18 protein-coding genes are annotated in these 18,882 nt (G+C 30.5%); 1 reads left to right on the forward strand and 17 read right to left on the reverse strand.

The genetic code is table 11. The annotated features are described in order from the left end of the window. The first annotated feature begins 8 nt into the window (after positions 1–8). Positions 9–905, forward strand: coding sequence for a glycyl-radical enzyme activating protein (locus tag BN1865_RS08205; RefSeq protein WP_050636784.1), 897 nt, complete (start codon positions 9–11; stop codon positions 903–905). A 15-nt stretch (positions 906–920) separates the two neighbouring features. Here BN1865_RS08205 and BN1865_RS08210 read toward each other — a convergent pair whose 3' ends face one another. The 17 genes from BN1865_RS08210 to BN1865_RS08290 all read right to left on the reverse strand — a co-directional run bounded on the left by BN1865_RS08210 (position 921) and on the right by BN1865_RS08290 (position 18,828). Beyond that, the gene (locus tag BN1865_RS08210; protein ID WP_050636785.1) at positions 921–1,283 is read right to left on the reverse strand and encodes an HIT family protein; all 363 of its coding nucleotides are present in this window, start codon (positions 1,281–1,283) and stop codon (positions 921–923) included. Next, complete coding sequence (locus BN1865_RS08215; protein WP_050637554.1) at positions 1,283–2,032, reverse strand: DeoR/GlpR family DNA-binding transcription regulator; 750 nt, start codon at positions 2,030–2,032, stop codon at positions 1,283–1,285. The genes BN1865_RS08210 and BN1865_RS08215 overlap by 1 nt, the downstream gene beginning before the upstream one ends. 411 nt (positions 2,033–2,443) lie before the next feature. Then, positions 2,444–2,632 (reverse strand): FeoB-associated Cys-rich membrane protein, encoded by a 189-nt coding sequence (locus BN1865_RS08220; protein WP_050636786.1) that lies wholly within the window; start codon positions 2,630–2,632, stop codon positions 2,444–2,446. 15 nt (positions 2,633–2,647) lie between these two features. Beyond that, on the reverse strand, positions 2,648–4,780 hold the full coding sequence (gene feoB, locus BN1865_RS08225) for a ferrous iron transport protein B (protein WP_050636787.1): 2,133 nt from the start codon (positions 4,778–4,780) through the stop codon (positions 2,648–2,650). A gap of 54 nt (positions 4,781–4,834) precedes the next feature. Beyond that, positions 4,835–5,053: a FeoA family protein gene (locus BN1865_RS08230; RefSeq protein WP_050636788.1), complete on the reverse strand. Its 219-nt coding sequence runs from the start codon at positions 5,051–5,053 to the stop codon at positions 4,835–4,837. Positions 5,054–5,067: 14 nt separating this feature from the next. Continuing rightward, positions 5,068–5,280: a FeoA family protein gene (locus BN1865_RS08235; protein ID WP_050636789.1), complete on the reverse strand. Its 213-nt coding sequence runs from the start codon at positions 5,278–5,280 to the stop codon at positions 5,068–5,070. A gap of 214 nt (positions 5,281–5,494) precedes the next feature. Next, positions 5,495–6,427, reverse strand: coding sequence for a hypothetical protein (locus BN1865_RS08240; protein ID WP_232780358.1), 933 nt, complete (start codon positions 6,425–6,427; stop codon positions 5,495–5,497). Positions 6,428–6,577: 150 nt separating this feature from the next. Next, positions 6,578–6,781 (reverse strand): hypothetical protein, encoded by a 204-nt coding sequence (locus tag BN1865_RS08245; RefSeq protein WP_050636791.1) that lies wholly within the window; start codon positions 6,779–6,781, stop codon positions 6,578–6,580. A gap of 54 nt (positions 6,782–6,835) precedes the next feature. Then, positions 6,836–10,345 carry a DUF1542 domain-containing protein gene (locus tag BN1865_RS08250; RefSeq protein ID WP_050636792.1) on the reverse strand — a complete coding sequence of 1,170 codons (3,510 nt, stop codon included), beginning with the start codon at positions 10,343–10,345 and terminating at the stop codon, positions 6,836–6,838. A 748-nt stretch (positions 10,346–11,093) separates the two neighbouring features. Next, on the reverse strand, positions 11,094–12,245 hold the full coding sequence (locus BN1865_RS08255) for a phosphoglycerate dehydrogenase (protein ID WP_050636793.1): 1,152 nt from the start codon (positions 12,243–12,245) through the stop codon (positions 11,094–11,096). Positions 12,246–12,254: 9 nt separating this feature from the next. Then, the gene (gene serC / locus BN1865_RS08260) at positions 12,255–13,340 is read right to left on the reverse strand and encodes a 3-phosphoserine/phosphohydroxythreonine transaminase (RefSeq protein ID WP_050636794.1); all 1,086 of its coding nucleotides are present in this window, start codon (positions 13,338–13,340) and stop codon (positions 12,255–12,257) included. A 210-nt stretch (positions 13,341–13,550) separates the two neighbouring features. Beyond that, positions 13,551–14,390 (reverse strand): GGDEF domain-containing protein, encoded by an 840-nt coding sequence (locus tag BN1865_RS08265; RefSeq protein ID WP_050636795.1) that lies wholly within the window; start codon positions 14,388–14,390, stop codon positions 13,551–13,553. A 162-nt stretch (positions 14,391–14,552) separates the two neighbouring features. Then, positions 14,553–15,155 (reverse strand): recombinase family protein, encoded by a 603-nt coding sequence (locus BN1865_RS08270; protein WP_050636796.1) that lies wholly within the window; start codon positions 15,153–15,155, stop codon positions 14,553–14,555. Positions 15,156–15,341: 186 nt separating this feature from the next. Then, the gene (locus BN1865_RS08275) at positions 15,342–16,817 is read right to left on the reverse strand and encodes a glycoside hydrolase family 1 protein (protein ID WP_050636797.1); all 1,476 of its coding nucleotides are present in this window, start codon (positions 16,815–16,817) and stop codon (positions 15,342–15,344) included. An 11-nt stretch (positions 16,818–16,828) separates the two neighbouring features. Next, positions 16,829–17,197, reverse strand: coding sequence for a PTS lactose/cellobiose transporter subunit IIA (locus BN1865_RS08280; RefSeq protein ID WP_232780359.1), 369 nt, complete (start codon positions 17,195–17,197; stop codon positions 16,829–16,831). Between the two features lie 14 nt (positions 17,198–17,211). After that, positions 17,212–18,441 carry a PTS sugar transporter subunit IIC gene (locus BN1865_RS08285; RefSeq protein ID WP_050636798.1) on the reverse strand — a complete coding sequence of 410 codons (1,230 nt, stop codon included), beginning with the start codon at positions 18,439–18,441 and terminating at the stop codon, positions 17,212–17,214. Positions 18,442–18,522: 81 nt separating this feature from the next. Beyond that, on the reverse strand, positions 18,523–18,828 hold the full coding sequence (locus BN1865_RS08290; protein ID WP_050636799.1) for a PTS sugar transporter subunit IIB: 306 nt from the start codon (positions 18,826–18,828) through the stop codon (positions 18,523–18,525). Positions 18,829–18,882: the final 54 nt, after the last annotated feature.

Genomic DNA, 18,882 nt, shown 5'->3' on the forward strand with positions numbered 1-18,882 from the left:
CGATAATTATGTCACAAGGAATGATTTTTAATATTCAGAAATTCAGTATTCATGACGGACCTGGTATTCGTACAACAGTTTTCTTAAAAGGTTGTCCCCTTCGCTGTCTTTGGTGTTCTAATCCCGAATCACAGTTAGATTATATTCAGATACTTTATGACCAAGACAAATGCTGTCACTGCCAGCATTGTGTACAAATTTGTCCTCAGCATGCCATTCAACATCTTGACAATAAAATTATCATTAATCACGAAAAATGTGTTGGCTGTCTACAATGTATCCATGAATGTCCTAATATTGCATTAAGTCATGAAGGTGAGTATCAGGATATTGATAATGTTGTTAAAATATGTTTACAGGACATAGATTTTTATGAAGAATCTCATGGTGGTGTAACCATTTCTGGTGGTGAGGGAATGAGTCAACCTCGATTTGTTAAGGAACTGCTTCATAAATTAAAAAAAGAAAACATTCATGTTGCTATTGAAACAACTGGATATATTGAACCTACCTTATTTCAAGAATTAGCCCCTTTGTTTGATCTCCTCTTATTTGATGTTAAACATTATAATTCATCTCAGCATTTTCAAGGAACCGCAGTTCATAATGAACTGATTATTCAAAATCTAAAATGGGCTATTGATCAAGGTATTGAAGTTTTACCAAGAATACCTGTTATTCCTGATTTTAATGATTCAATTGATGATGCGAAAGGCCTAGCTGAATTATTAGTATCTGTTGGTGCAAAACAAGTTCAGTTATTACCTTTTCATCAATTTGGTGAAAAAAAATACGAAATGTTAAACCGAGAATATACACTTAAAAATAAAAAAGCCCTCCATCCAGAGGACCTAAAAGATTATCAACAAATTTTTATTGATCACCATATTCATTGTTTTTTCTAGGAGCCTTGCTCCTTTTTAATAATGCATTTTTTCTGGTATAACACCTCTAACACCACCTTTAGGATCATCACAATCATGCAAATAGCGAGGAATCAAATGAATATGTAAATGCATAATAGATTGTCCTGCAACTTCACCACAATTCATACCTATGTTATATCCATTTGGATGATACATATTATCTAAATAAGCTTTCGCTTCATCAAGCAATGATAATAGTAAAATACGGGTTTGTTCATCAGCAACAAAGAAATGTTCAATATGCTTTTTAGGAATAATCAACATATGTCCCTGACTAACAGGATTATCATCAAAAATCGCATATCCAACTTCATTTTCTAATATGTATTCTTTTTTCTCACAAAACAGACATTCCATTAATTCACCTTCTTTACAATCACATTTTGATTAAAAAGATATTCTTCACAATCTTTAGGAATGCCATCATCCGTTATGACACTATGAATATTTTGAATCGGCAATAGACTAACTGTTCCTACTTGATTAAATTTAGATGATTCCGTTAAGACAACCACTTTATTTGCTTGTCTCGTTAAATCTCGTACTGTTTCACTTCTCATATAATCATTTCCTGTAAAGCCAGATATTTCAGAAAAACCATCTGTTCCAATAAAAAATTTATCAACAAAAAATGTTTCAGCACATTTTCTAACCATTGGTCCAACCATAACTTGTGATTCTTTCTGATATTCTCCACCTAAAAGTACAATTCGAATTTTCCCAACTTTACGCACATAATCAGCAATAAATGCTGAATTCGTTATCAATGTAACATCTTGTTTTGTTTGTGCCAATTCCAAGGCTAACAAAGCACAACAAGATCCTGATTCAATCATGACAGTTTCACCATCTGCCACTTCAAGAGAAGCTAACTTAGCTATTTTTTGTTTAATATCATAATGAAAAGCCAAACGATTATTTATATCATCACTAGAGTTTAAGGTTGCAAAGCCATGTGCTCTAACAATTAATCCTTTATTTTCTAATTGATCTAAATCTTTACGAATCGTCACTTGTGATACATTGAGAAGACTTGATAAATCTGTAACTGCAACTTTTTTTGTTTCTGTTAATAATTCTAAAATTTTTGTATGCCTTTCTGACATTTTTACCATTTCTATCACCCATTTCTTGTTTTAGATTAACATATCAATGTTTCAAATGCAACTTTTTATTATTTCATTTTATAATCTTTTAAATAAAGAAAAAAAGCAATCCGAAGATTACTCTCTTTTAACCTATAATAGATAATCTCTATAATCATAATGTATGTCTTTATTTTATTTGGCTATAAAATTTTAACGACGATGAATAGGAGTATGAGGATAATTATAGTGATTGACTATTATAATCTTATAAGTTGCAAACGGAAGTTAGTCAATGCTAACTTACATATTTATAATACTCTTATATTCTAGAATTGTCAATGTTTTTTATACTTATTATACACAGAAATTCTATATTTGAATGATGATTAGCTTTTCATATCATCATTATTTTTTTAAAAAAAATAAGAGCTAACGATGTAGCTCTTTCTTATATTCTTCAAATATCGATTGAGAGTGGTGACATAATGATTGACTGCCACAACCACCACAATCTCCACCACATGATTTTCCACTTTTCTTATCCTTTCTTATTATTCTTATGCACTGAATAACTATGAGAATAAGAATACATAGGACTATAAATGTTGATAAATTCATCACATTCACCTTCTTTTATGAATTGACAGAATATTGAACTTCTAGTTTTTCTGATGTTTTAACTTTTCTTAGCAATAAGTAAATAACTGCTATGATGACAATCAACGCAACAACTGTCCAGATTCCAAAAACACCATAAAGAATAAAGTTTCCAATTTGATAAATAATCAAAGCAACTGCATATGCAAAGACACATTGATAGATAATCGCAAAAGCTGTCCATTTTCCATTATTCATTTCTCTTTTTATCGCTCCCATAGCTGCAAAACATGGAGCACACAACAAGTTAAATGCTAAGAATGAATATGCAGATAAGGCCGTAAAACTCATGGCTAGTGTTCCCCAAATCTCTGTACCATCTTCTGCAACTTCCGCAAAACCATACAACTGTCCAAAAGTTGCAACTACATTTTCTTTAGCAACAAGACCAGTTATAGTTGCTACTGCACCTTTCCATTCACCCCAGCCAAGAGGTGTAAATATCCATGCAAAAGTCTGTCCGATCATCGCTAACAAACTATGATTAATATCTTCAACCATAGCAAAGCCACCATTTTCAAATCCAAATGATTGTAAAAACCAAATGACTATAGTCGATAACAAGATAACTGTTCCTGCTTTTTTGATGAAAGACCAGCCTCTTTCCCACATACTTCTTAAAACATTCATTACTCTTGGTGCATGATAAGCAGGCATTTCCATAACAAATGGTGCTGGATCACCTACAAACATTTTTGTTTTCTTGAGGATAATACCTGAAATAATAATCGCTCCGACACCTAAGAAATAAGCACTTGGTGAAACCCATGATGCACCATTAAATAATGCACCAGCAATCAATGCAATAATAGGCAGTTTTGCTCCACAAGGGATAAATGTTGTTGTCATGATTGTCATCTTACGATCACGGTCACTTTCAATTGTACGACTTGCCATGATTCCTGGGACCCCACAACCACTACCAATTAACATAGGAATAAATGACTTCCCAGACAATCCAAATTTTCTAAAGAGACGATCCATAATAAATGCAACACGTGCCATATAGCCACAATCTTCTAAAATAGCTAAGAAAATAAATAACACAAGCATCTGTGGAACAAATCCTAATACTGCTCCAACTCCACCAACAATTCCATCAATAATCAAACTCTGTAACCAGGTCGCACAATTGATTGCAGTTAAAAAGCCTTCAATAGCTGGTGGAATGATTTCTCCAAAAAGAACATCATTTGTCCAATCTGTTATAAATGTTCCAACTGTTGTGACTGATACATAATAAACAATAAACATAACCAATGCAAAGATAGGTAAAGCTAAAATACGATTTGTCACAATTCTATCAATTTTATCAGATGTTGTTAATTGTTCACGATTAGCTTTTACATAACAGTCTTTCATAATATCCGTAATATAAGTATATCTAGCATCTGTAATAATACTTTCACTATCATCATCCAATTTCTTTTCAATCTTTTGAATTAAACTTTCATCATCTATATTTATCTTTAATGATGTGATGATTTTATCATCACGTTCAAACAGTTTTACACTATAAAAGAACTTTTTGTCTTGATCAATGGTTTTAGGTAATAAATATCCAATTTGTTTTAAGACTTCATTAATATCCTTATTATAAATATTTTTAACTTCAAAAGAACAATGAACACTCTCTCTTACCTTTTCCATCACTTTCTCAATCCCTTTATTCTTAAGGGCAGAAATAGGAACAATAGGACATCCTAATCTCTTTGAAAGCTTTTCATAATCAATTTTATCACCACGTTTTTCAATAACATCCAACATATTAATAGCAACAACAACGGGTATTCCCAGTTCAAGTAATTGTGTCGTTAAATAAAGATTACGCTCCAAATTAGAACCATCAATGATATTTAATATAACATCAACCTTTTCATTTAATAAAAACTCACGAGAAACAACTTCTTCTAATGTATAAGGTGATAAGGAATAAATCCCAGGCAAATCAGTAATTTTAATATCTTTATCACCTTTATATTTTCCTTCTTTTTTCTCAACTGTAACCCCTGGCCAGTTTCCAACAAATTGATTTGCTCCTGTTAAAGCATTAAATAATGTTGTTTTCCCACTATTGGGATTTCCTGCCAATGCAACTTGTATAACCATACTTTTTCCTCCTATAGTTACCCTAAACTAACTCGTTAATATTTTTTAATGCTGCTAAAGAACATCAATCATAGCAGCATCTGCTTTTCTTAAAGATAATTCATATCCTCTTACTGTCACTTCTATAGGATCACCTAATGGTGCAACTTTTCTAACATAAACCTCAACACCTTTTGTAATTCCCATATCCATGATTCTACGTTTTATAGCTCCTTGACCATTTAATTTCTTAACAGTCACGCGACTACCAACTTCAACTTCTTTTAATGTCATATTTATCCCCCCTTTTAAATCATAATTTTTTTTGCAAGTTCTTCACTAATAGCGACTCTAGAATCTTTAATATTGACTATTATACTTCCTTTATTTTTAGTAATGATAGAAACTAAACTCCCTGGAACAAACCCCAGATTTTCAAGATGACGTTTTGTTTCATTTCCACCACCTACTTTTTTGATAATATTTTCTTTATTTACATCAGCGAATGTCAATGGCATCATGACTACCTCTCTTTCTTATCACTCTATAATACGACCGCTCATCAAGTTAGTTTCATCTAACTCAGTGTTTTAAATATAAGTTAGCATTATCTAACTTCATGTTTAGAATACTCCTCTTTTCCCAATTTGTCAATATATAGAAGCAAAAAAATAGATTTATTTTTACAGATATATTATAATAAGTAATTTAAAAGATACAGTCATCAAACTGTATCTAAATCTGAATTTCAAAAGTATTTCCTTCAACAAACAAATGTATCATTCCTTTTTGTTTGAGAAGATTATTTTTAACTGGCATAGCCAAATACAATGTACGTGTTTCTAATGACTTAATATGATCTGTTTGTGAAAGTGATTTATGATTCTCACTTTCAATAATAATCTTTGATTTAATTTGTTGATTATCTACTAAATATTCACAATAAAGATATTCATTAGGATCTAATGATATATCAGAAGTATTTTTTATATCCACCTGTAAAATAACAAATGTCTCATCATCATGATCTGTTGGTATATAACTATAAAAGAAACCTTTATTTGATGGTTCTACTTTATCAGTTTTTAAAATATTGTTTAAAGCAATTTGAGATTGTTGAAGTGTTAAAATATCACCTAAGGATTTTGTATCATTATTCATAACATGTTGTTCAGTTAAAAATGTATATTGAAAATCATACTGATTTAAAACTTTAAAAATAATCGTTGCCTCTTCTTTAATTTGATCATTAGGGACTTCACAATAAAGATGAATATATCTTGTTTCATTTGTTTTAATGGTATCAGTTGTACTCATTTGATTATAATTGATTGTTTCTACAACCTGTTTCATCTCATATGATTCTTTATTCACTTCAAAATGACCAGCAAATATATCTTCTAATCTTTTTTCTTTTTTTGATAGATTAATTGTTTTAACCACCATATCAATAAAAACATAATTATCTTGACTTGGTTCTATATACTTATATGTCTTATTTTTATTAGATGGTGCAATTTGCTGTGTAACCTCTGTTTTAATCAATTCAAACTCTAATTCATCTTGATAAGTATATGCTTTAGATTCCTCAAAATCTGTTATCTCTGTTTGACTCTGGCAACCAAACAAACAGCAAACAAGAGCTATCAATATTCCTATTTTTTTCACAATTATCAATCCCCTTTTTCTTTATTCTAGCATAATTTACATATAATTCCTATGAAACAATGAATGTCTTTAATACTTTCATTCTATATAAAAGAACCTCTTCAATTCTGTGTTTATTGTTTTACACTTATCTTGAGAGGTTCTTATCTTCTATTTATTTAATTTTCTATTTTCTTTTAAATCCTTAACTGTCAATATTTCTTTGAGTTCAAAAATGGCAACTTTACATTCTTCATATCTACTTTGATCAATAAATTTTCCTATTTGCCTATACATCATTGTTTCTTGTCTTTTATTTTGATATTGTGTTTCATCTTGATTTAAAATTAAATATACAGTATTACTGGACTTCATCTTTATTCTCCTTATTTTTAAGAAATACCAAGAGATAACTCTCTTGGTATAATTTTAAATGGTCTGCTTTCTTTTTATATAAATATAGCCACCAAGTACTAATGAAGATGATAAAAGCATATAAAGAGGCATCATATCTGTATCATCATCTGTTTTGACTGATTTTTTGATCTCATTTGCTTGTTTCAATAATTCCTCATATGTCTTACCGCCTGAATGAATTAATAACTCATTGATAGCATTCTTTTCTGATTCACTTAATTGATTCCAAACTTCTTGACCAGAAAGAATCTGTGCATAATTAGATTGATTTGCAGTCTTATAGATATTCCTACTTCTATCACTTACATATTTATCAATAAAATCATTAGCATTTTGTTGAACCATTTTCTTTGCAGTTGCCAACATTTCTTCATATGTTTGTGTTGCTCCTGCAGCTTTTAACTCGGCATTCACTTTATTTTTTTGTGCTGCTGTTAATGCATTGAAATCCATTTCTCCATTTATAATTTTATCCAAGTTTTCTCTTGTTACAACTGTAATCAACTCATTTCTTGAATCTGTCATATGTATTTTAAGGAAGCCATCTGCTGTACCTTCTAACATTGCTTTTGCCTTTGCAAGCATTTCCTCATATGTCTGAGTTGATCCTGATGCTTTTAATTTAGCATTGACTTCATCTTTTTCAGATTGAGTTAAAGTACTATATTCACTTTCTGCTGATAAAATCGCATCCAATGTCTTTTGATTGACTTCTGTCACGACTTGATTATCAACTGTTAAATAATCCTTAACAAAAGTTGAAGCATTTTCCTTTGCTAACATATGTGCATCAGCTAACATTTCTTCATATGTTTGAGTCGCTCCTGCAGTTTTTAACTTTGCATTGATTTCTGCTTTCTGAGCATATGTCAAGGCATTAAAATCATCTTCTCCTCCTATAATATTATCTAGTGTTGAAATCTTGACTTTCGTGATAATCTCATTATTTTGTGTCATATGATTTTCAATAAAGTGATTCGTTGTTTCAGTAAGCATGACTTTCGCTTCAGCAAGCATTTCCTCATATGTCTGAGTTGATCCTGATGCTTTTAATTTGGCATTGACTTCATCTTTTTCAGATTGAGTTAAAGTACTATATTCACTTTCTGCTGATAAAATCGCATCCAACGTCTTTTGATTGACTTCTGTCACGACTTGATTATCAACTGTTAAATAATCCTTAACAAAAGTTGAAGCATTTTCCTTCGCTAACATATGTGCATCAGTCAACATTTCCTCATATGTTTGAGTCGCTCCTGCAGTTTTTAATTTCTTATTAATAGCATTCTTTTCAGATTGACTTAACTCACCAAACTCTTTTTCTCCACCTAAGATATTATCTAATGTTGATAATTTGACTTCCGTGATAATATCATTGTCTTGTGTCATGTGATTCTTAATAAATTTTGTAGAATATTGATCAAGATACTTATCTGCATTATCTAAATAATCCTGATAAGTTGTAAAATTAGATCCATCTTTAATAATCTGATCAACAATAGCTTGTTGTTGAACTGTTAAATCCTTCCATGGTTCTTTTCCATTTAAAATCTGATCTACATTTTGACTTGTTGTTTCTTTATAAATAGGACCATCTTTTTCTTTTCTAATATATTTATTAGCAAACTCTTCACCTATTGCCTGATTTTTTTCATTATCAATAGATGTTTTAGCATTCTTTTCTAATGTTTCAACATCACTAATACTGTTTGATTGAGTGATAGCATCTTTAGCTTTACCTACTACTTGATCAATTTCTTTATTTAATTTTGTCTTTTGTGTATCTGATAAATCCAGTTTAGCAATTTCATCTTTTTTTGTTTTAGCATACTGTAAGATATTTTCATTTGCCTTATTCTTTGCGTTTTGTAATTGGGCAGCTTCTTTTGTTTTTTGACTGCTGCTATCATATGCATTTTTAGCTGTCACTATAGCAGCAGATGACGACGCATCTTCTACTGCTTGTTTTGCTGTTGTGGATGCAGCATTAATTTGATTTATAAATGATTTCTTTTCACTAGCACTGAGGTTATTAAGTGCATTGATTTCCTCAGTTTTCTTTTTGACATCTAAATCAATTTCACTTATCACTTTATTTTTTTCATTCTGTAAAATTGCTGTTTCTTTAGTTTTATTTATACTGTTTGTTAGGTTTGTTTTTATTGAATCAACATCACTAGTATTGTCAGCATTACTTATCTGATTCTTAGCAGTTGCTATTGCTTGATCAATATCAGCTATGTATTTATCCTTTTCTGCTTTTGTTAAATATGACAAAGCATTGATTGCTGCTTTTTGTGTATTTGCATTTGTATCAATGTTATTGAGAGCATCTTGCTTAACTTTCATAAGTTTAGCTTCTGCTAATAACTCAGGATAAGTTGTATCTGTTAATCTGTCATTAATTAATTTCTTTTGTCCATCAGTCATTGTATTATACGTTGATTCACCATTAATGATCTGTTGATAATTAGTAGTCGTTACTTTAGTATATGGAGCAGATTCGCCTCCTAAATAATTATTCATGAAAGCAACTGTTGTATCTATAATGCTATATGTCACTTCCTTTGTTCCACTATAATTACCTTGCAATGTCACTTTTGCTTTATATCCACTACCAATCTTTGTTAATTCACCATATGTTATTGTATAATCTTTATCTTTTGTTAATGTTTTTCCTTCAACAATAACTGTAGGAATAGGAGATACTGCACTACCCGTATATCCATATGCCGTTTTATCCAAAGTTGCATTTATAGCAGCTTCACTTATTGATTTAGCAACAATTCTAAATTGAGATTCTACAGTTCCACTGTATGGTTTATTAAATGAAATCTGCATTTTTCCTAACCCTACATTAACATTATTTGAATAACTTATTGTATAATTTGTATTTTCACCAAGAAGAATATTGTTTCCTGTAGAATTGAAAATACTATCACTTCTTAATGAAATCGATGGTTTAGGTACAATAGCGCTACCTGTATATGAATATGAAGAACTGATATTACCAATATTTAAATCTTTTAATTGAATAATATTAGGCAAGAAATGGCTTGCCAGATATCCAATAGTAATTTCAGTACCACCAGTAGCCATATCAGGTGGATAATGTTGTGTACCTCCACCACAATTCCATTTACTTCCATCCCATTTTGGAGCAAATCCAGCAAAATATTGAATATTATTTGTATCAGTTGCAATAACAATAATATATGGAACCTGTGTTGCTATTGTTGTATTAAGTGTCAAAGTTTTGCCACTCACATTCGCTGTTAATTTTTGATAACTAGCAACAGGGTTACTAGAGTCAAATGCTATATTTGGATTGTCATTGTAATAAACAACTGCACTTCTTAAATTCGCACTATTTATTGTATTTAACGTTATATTGGCTTTAAGAGTATAAGCAGTATTTGCTTTAACAATATTCATATTCTGTAAGCCAACAGTACCCATTACAAGTACCATTATCAAAAACATGACTTTTACAAATTTACAAACTTGTTTTTTCTTTTTCATTTTCTTTTTCCTTTCTTGTTATTTTTATAGAATTTAAACAAAATTAACTGATTATTTTTTATTCTTCTCATTGATCCCTCCCATATAACCAAATGCGACATAAACATACCAGTTTTCATATATTTATGTACGTAATATCATACTTAAACGGACTTTGTTCAAAGTTAATTTATAAAGGAAATTGACATAAAAAAACTGATTATTATGCAATAATCAGCTAGTACTAAATGGTATAGGTTGACAAATTCTTTATTTTTAAAACAAGTAACACCCCAATGGTATGTGAATATTATAACAAAAATTGGAAATTGATACAATTAAATATTGTGATTTTATTGTGATATTCAAGATAACGAATTATTAAAACAATGCCATATGACTTATAGCCAGACATCAGATTGTTTCTTTTCTCCTGTTTAAAACTATATCTCATATTCTCCCTTCTATCAGATAGCATATTATCTGTAAGTATGAGAAGAATCTGTTTTATAGTTATTTTTCAATAACCAGTCCGTTTCTTTCATTATAACCATCTACCCTTTCTCTGATTCATATCATAACCATAATGATGTCCTAACTATCTTTTGTTAGATACTGTTATTAATGATATACTAGCATTTAGTGACAAGCAAACTGTAGTTTCTCCATCTTATCAGCTGTGACTTGTTGATTTGCTGACGCATCCAAATTTTTGATGGACAAAAAAAGATATAACAATATTATAAAATACTGCTATATCTCTTTACATTTAATCTATAACTCTTACTTTAACAACATTTTCTAATGCATTAAAATCATCAATTCCAACAACATCATTTGTTTCAATAATAGTATAGGCATAATCACCCTTGGCTTTATTAACCATGTTTTCAATATTAATTTCTTGATTAGCTAAAAGAGTGGCAAATTGCGCTAACATGTTTGGTACATTTTTATGAATCAAACAAATACGATATTTTGTGGTACGTGGTTCGTTAATAGTTGGGAAGTTAACTGAATTCACAATATTACCACTTTCTAGATAATCTTTTATCTCTTTTACTGCCATACGCGCACAATTGTCTTCAGATTCTGGAGTCGAAGCACCTAAATGCGGTATAACAATCACATTGTCTTGATCAATAATATCTGGTGTTGCAAAATCTGTAATATATTTTGCAATCTTTCCATCTTGAACACCTTTGAGAACATCTTGAGAATTTACAAGATCTGCTCTAGCAAAGTTTAAGATACGGACACCATCTTTCATTAATGCAATATTTTCTGCATTGATAATCCCCTTTGTTTCTTTAGTACTTGGTGCATGTAATGTAATATAATCACATTCACTAAAAATAGTTTCCATCGTTCGAGCATTTTTTACCCACTTGCTCATACCCCATGCCGCATTCACTGAAATATATGGATCATATCCATAAACTTCCATTCCTAATTTAATGGCTGCATTTGCAACATTGACACCAATAGCACCTAATCCTATAACCCCTAATTTTTTACCTTCAATTTCAGGTCCTACAAATTGGCTTTTCCCCTTTTCAACCAATTTTGCAGCATCTTCATTCCCCTTTAAAGATTTAACCCAATCAATTCCTTCAACAACCTTACGTGATGATAAGAAAAGCCCACATAATACTAATTCCTTAACAGCATTTGCATTCGCTCCTGGTGTATTAAAGACAACGATCCCCTCTTCGCTGCATTTATCTAATGGTATATTATTAACACCAGCACCTGCTCTGGCAATTGCTTTTAAATTCGGATTTAATGGATATTCATGTAAAGATGCAGAACGTACTAAAATACCATCTTCTTCATCCATTTCTTCTCCCACTTGATATTTTCCCTCAAATAAATCAAGTCCTACTGGAGAAATCTTATTTAATAATTTAATTTTATTCATAATAATCTCCTATTTATTCTCTTTTTCAAATTTTTTCATAAATTCAAGTAACGCTTCTACACCTTCTAATGACATAGCATTATAAATAGATGCACGAATACCACCTACTGAACGATGTCCTTTTAAATTAGACATTCCAGCAGCAATTGACTCTTTAACAAACTGAGCATCTAAATCCTTAGTAGGACAAGTAAACGTAACATTCATTAATGAACGATTATCTTTATCACTATGTGTCTGATAGAAATCAGTTGTATCTAAATAATCATATAATAAATTTGCTTTTTCTTCATTTTTCTTTTGCATTGCTTCTAATCCACCTAATGAATCAATCCATTCAAGCATTAATCCTAATACATAGATTGAAAAAGTTGGTGGTGTGTTATACATTGAATCATTATCAGCAATCGTATCATATTCCATTAAAACAGGAATATTTTCTTTATGATCTGCAATTAAATCTTCTCTCACAATAACAACGCCTAGTCCAGCAATACCCATATTCTTTTGCGCACCTGCATAAATCATTCCATAATCAGCAACATTGATTGGTTTAGACAAAATGTTAGATGACATATCAGCAACAATCGGAACTCCTTTTGTATCTGGTACATATTTCCACTCTGTTCCAAAAATTGTGTTATTTGCACAAAGATGAACATAAGATGCATCTTCTCTTAAATCTAATTCTTCTTGTGTTGGAATATGTTTAAATCCATTGTCAGCCCCATTGTAAGCAATATGAATATCTCCAAACTTTTTCGCTTCTTGTGCTGCCTTTTTAGAGAAAGCACCTGTAATAATATAATCAGCTTTTCCATTTTTCATTAAGTTTAATGGAATTGTTGAGAATTGTTGTGTTGCTCCACCTTGGATAAATAAGATTTTATAGTTATCAGGTATATTTAATACCTTTTTTAATAATGCTTTTGTTTCATTAAAGATTTCAAGATAGGACGATGATCGATGACTCATTTCCATAACGCTCATACCACTATCTTTATAATTCAACATTTGAGCAGCTACTTTTTCTAATACTGGTACAGGTAATGTTGATGGACCTGCAGAAAAATTGTAAACTCTTTTTTGTGTCATATTTGACGTCCTCCTTTATAATGTTGTTGCTATTATATTTGATAAAAACAAATTTGTCCAGTAATTTTATTAAAAAATACAAATTTTATTATTTTTTTATTAGAATTGTATACAATTAAACACAATTCTTTATATTCTATGCTATTTTATGAAGAAAAGAACTTTTTTATATAAATAAAATCACAATACAAAACATATTGTGATTTTTCTTTAATCTTCCTTTGTTATCTGATAGTAATTATAATTTCTTTGTTGGTCATGCTTAACATCATACATAGCCTGATCTGCTTTATCATAAAGTTCAATATAACTCTCTCCATCCTCTGGATATCTAGAAATACCAATACTTATTGAAAGCTGTTTAAACTCTAAATGTTCGTCCTTTAATTCATGAATTAAATTCTCAATCTTCAAAGTAAAAGAATGATAATGTTCTATATCTTTTACAAATACAATAAACTCATCACCACCTACTCTTCCTAAAATATCTCCATAAAAAACATCTTGTAATCTTTTTGTCAACCACTGCAAAACTTTATCTCCATATAAATGCCCATAATGATCATTAATATCTTTAAATCCATCAATATCCATCATCAATAACATACCACTATAGCATATCTTAAGTTGTTCACTTATTTTTTGTTCAACTGTCATTTTATTAAATAACCCTGTAAAACTATCTCTTTCTGATTTTTCTACAAAATATTTCATTTGTCTAAACAAACGATCAACATTCGTTATTTTCCCAACAATATATGTCTTTTCTTCATAAATATATTGATATTGTAATGTACACCATAATTCTTGTTTGTACTGACTTAAGACTCTTAAATAGAATTGACCATCCTGATATAACGATTGTTCTTTAAATAGTGATCTTAATTGATCTTGTTCATAAGGATGTATGGTCTTAGGAATTTGCTCTTCATTCAGATAGAAAAATAATGATGAAGGATAATAAATGATCTGATTGGTATGACAGTCATATTGAAATAAAACTGTATCTTTAAAGCTTTCTAGCAATTGTTCCCACATCATATATTTCATTATACCACCCTCCTTTTGTTACAGGTTGTAGACAATTTGTAACAAGAGAGGTATACTAATTTTAATAGATAGAATAGAGTAAAACATATTCAATACAATAGGATTATTGTTTTTTATATTTTGTGACTAATATTCTACAATTTGTGACATATGATTAAAAAATTAAATATGTTGCATTTCTTTAACTCTCCTTAAAAAAGTTTGATAAGAAATGCCAAGATGTTTAGCAGCCTGTCTTGAAGATATATCACCCTTATGCCATAACTTAGCATAAAAATAAAATTCTTCAGGCAGTTTTTTTCTTTGCGGTCCAAATTGTACACCTTTCGCCTTGGCTGCTGCAATGCCTTCAGCTTGTCTTTGGTGAATCATTTCTCTTTCGGTTTGAGCAACATAGCTCAATAGCTGTAAAACAATATCTGAAATAAGTACACCCATTAAATCACGTTCTTTTCGTGTATCTAATAATGGCATATCTAAAACAACAATGCTTGCTTGTTTTACTTTGGTTATCATCCGCCATTGTTCAATAATTTCATCATAATTCCTACCTAATCTATCAATGCTTTTAATGACAATAATATCATCTGGTTGTAACTTTTTAATAAGTCTTTGATATAATGGACGATTAAAATCTTTTCCTGATTGTTTTTCAATAATCATATGTGATGGTAAAACACCAAATGACTTCATAGCAATCACCTGTCGATCTTCATTTTGATCTTTACTTGATACACGAATATATCCATAAACTGTTTTTTTCATTCTGACCTCCTTTATTTATATTCATTGTAGTCAAAATGGAAATCCCCTATAACAAAATTATGAATTGATTTTGTTGTTTTTATATATGTTAAAAAGCAATGCATATGAGATTGCATTGCTTTCATTTCTTATTATTCATTTATACTTATGAAATAAGGGAGATAATTTCATAAGTATTGTGTTTCATTAAAGTTCTTCCCCATTTGTTGCAATCACTGTTTGATACCAATAATAAGAATCTTTCTTTATTCTTTTTTGCGTCCCATTTCCTTCATCATCTCTATCCACATAAATAAATCCATATCGTTTCGACATCTGTCCTGTACTTGCACTGACAAGATCTATACAGCCCCACATTGTATATCCAATTAAATCAACCCCATGTTCAATTGCTATTTTACATTCATGTAGATGATCTTGTAAATATCGAATACGATAATCATCATGAATAGAACCATCTTCTTCCAGTTTATCAATTGCTCCTAAACCGTTTTCGGTAATCATCATTGGTAGATGATAACGATCATATATGACCTCTAAATAATAGCGTAATCCTTTTGGATCATATGACCAGCCCCACTCAGAATATTCTAAGTATGGATTTCTTGCTCCATTAGCAAAATTCCCCTGAACAATATCATTAACCTCATGAGTTGTTACAATATTTGTCATATAGTAAGAAAATGTGTAGAAATCAACAGTTCCATTTTTAAAGTCTACAAAATCCTGTGGTTTTGTATTTAAACAAATTTCATATTCATTCCACAATCTTTTTGAAAATGGTGAATACTCTCCAAAACATTGTACATCACCTGTATAATAAATCCCTTTTTCCCAGCGATATCTTGTTTCTAAAATATCTACCGGATCACAGCTTCCAGGATAATTGGGAATACCACAAATCATTGAGCCTACTTTATTTTCTGAATCAATCTGATGAGCCAACTTCACTGTTCTTGCATTGGCAACTAACATATTATGAATCATCTGAAAACTGTGTTTGTGACTCTCTTTTGTAGAAACATTTCCAAACATATCTAACATCAGTAAATAGTCATTCATTTCATTAAATGGTAACCAATATTTAACCAAACCTTTGAATTCTGTTAAACATGTTTTGGCTAATTTCATATAGAAATCAATCAGTTCACGATTAACCCATCCTTGATAATGTTCCTCAAGATATAAAGGTAAATCTCCATGGAAAATTGTCACTAATGGTTCAATATCATATTTATGTAATTCTTTAAAAACATCCTTATAAAATGCAATTCCTTTTTGATTGGGTTCTTCTTCAATACCTGTTGGATAAATTCTTGACCAAGAAATAGACATTCTCAGCATTTTAAATCCCATTTCTGCCAACAGAGCAATATCTTCCTTATAATGATGATAAAAGTCAATTGCCTCATGACTTGGATAAAAATATCCATCAAGAATTGCTTGATGTGCTCCTTTAGGAAGTGATTTGCCAAGACTTGATGGCATAGACCCAAAATGTCCATCTTTATCTATAAATGTTATTTCTCTTCTTTTTGAAAACGATCCTGCTGTTTTACAATCACCTGTTTCTAAACCTTTGCCATCTTCATTATAAGCCCCTTCTATTTGAGCTGCTGAAGTTGCTCCGCCCCAAAAAAATCCTTTTGGAAATTTATTCATATTCTCACCTTCTATTCATTAAATTTTATATGTAGTCCATTTTTACAATATAATTGAATAACATTTTCAGAAATAAATAATTCTGAATTGATTGTCATAAGAGTATCCTGAGCATGAATAAATAACATCGTCATCTCCTGCTTCTCATTTAAAATCGTATTCTGTATAACATCCGTTTGTAATTTATGGGCTTTTGTAATTTTTAATCTTGCCTGATTAAACAACTCTTTAATTTCTTCGTAATCTTTGCCATCTCCAGTTGCTTTAAAAGCTTCATTAACTAAATTTCTGCAATCCCCTGCATATAAAATAATCTCCATTGCTAATTTGTTTAAATCACTTGCATTATATTCTTTTATCATCATATCCATCTGTTTCATATCCATTTCTATTATTAAGAAGCTATTTTTTTATTTTCATCTTGCTCACAGCACTGTTTATCATAAACTTTAAAGAAAGGATAATAAATAACTGCTGTTGCTATAAAACATATCAGATGCAGTATTAAACCACTTACTGATTTTAATGCTAATGGGGCATAAAAAAGAGAAGGCATTGTCATACGGAACGGTTCTATTGGAACGGTGCAAAGACCCGAAGAGAAAGCAATCCAAACGATTATAGAATTGGCTAAGCCAGCAAACCAAAATGGAATCATTAATGTTGGATTAAAAGCAACAGGCGCACCATAAACAATCGGTTCGTTAATATTAAAGATAGATGGTATGAGTGCCGCACGTCCAACTGTCTTAACACGTTTTGATTTGGCTAAAAAAGACATAAACAAACATAATGCTAAAGTCGCGCCTTGTCCCCCAATAAAACACATTTGGAAAACTTCATATGTGTGAATATTTGTTGGTGCTAATCCCTGAGCAACTAAAGCTAAATTTGCATTTTGTCCTTCCATCCATATTAATGATAATAAAGGATAGATAATCCAAGCTGAAATCCCAAAGGAATACATAAATAAAATCAATGCAATAACCAATATAAATCCACCAAATGATTGCGAGAAGGCTGAAATTGGAAGTAATAGTGCTCTAATTGCTTCAATTAAATCAAACTCTAATGTAAATGTTAATAATATTCCAAATAACAAACATAATGTCCATGGAATAATTGAATCAAACCATGTCACTATAAAAGAAGGTAAAGCTGAATCTTCTTTAAAAAATGAATGATTTGCAAAAATATTGAAAACCATGGCAGTAATATATCCTGAAACCAATGCATTTAACATACCTCCAGCCCCAAGATTCGCTGTTGTTAAAACAAGATTTCCCTGTTCATTAAAACTTGGATATACCAGCAATAAAAACAAACCTAATCCAGCCAAACCAGCTTGTCTTGCTACTTTTCTATGTCTCTTTTTCTCCATAATAATGCAAGGAAGCTGATATGCTAGAAATAATCCAAATAAACCAAAAGAAAAATTACTTAACATTGATAAATCTGGTAAAAATGAAAGTCCAAAACCTCTAAAAACACTAATTAATGTGGCAACTGATCCCACTAACGTCGCTGGAACAGCAGCAAGAATAGCTTCTTGTGTTGCACCAATCCATATATTTTGTCCAATTTTTCTAATTAATGGTGCAACATGCTCTTCCACATAATTCATAAACTTATTCATATACTCTTTGTATGATCATTATATTCGAAAATATAATTACATTTTCCCCTTTCCCAAAATTCTAAATAACTATTGTAAAACCTCAATAATCTGATCAATAAGACCATCACCATTTAAAGCACCATAAACAATTCCATCAATAAGTACAACTGGCACATCATATTCGCTTGCTATTTCTTTTATAGCCTCTAATCTGTGTTTAAAATGTGGTCCAACCATAACCAAATCAATATCATCTAAATAATCTTCAACTTCTGATTCACTTCTTGCTTTAATATGAAAATCAAGCTGTCTTACTTTTGCAGCAGTATTGGCATTCTTTGCCATAAAGCCACTCGAAGCACCAGAACCACAACATAAAAGTATTTTTTTCATGGTTTTTCCTCCTTTCCCTATTGTCATCATATCAATCTGGTATAAATGTCTCAA

It is taken from the genome of Candidatus Stoquefichus sp. SB1, from assembly GCF_001244545.1.
Taxonomy (GTDB): domain Bacteria; phylum Bacillota_I; class Bacilli_A; order Erysipelotrichales; family Coprobacillaceae; genus Stoquefichus.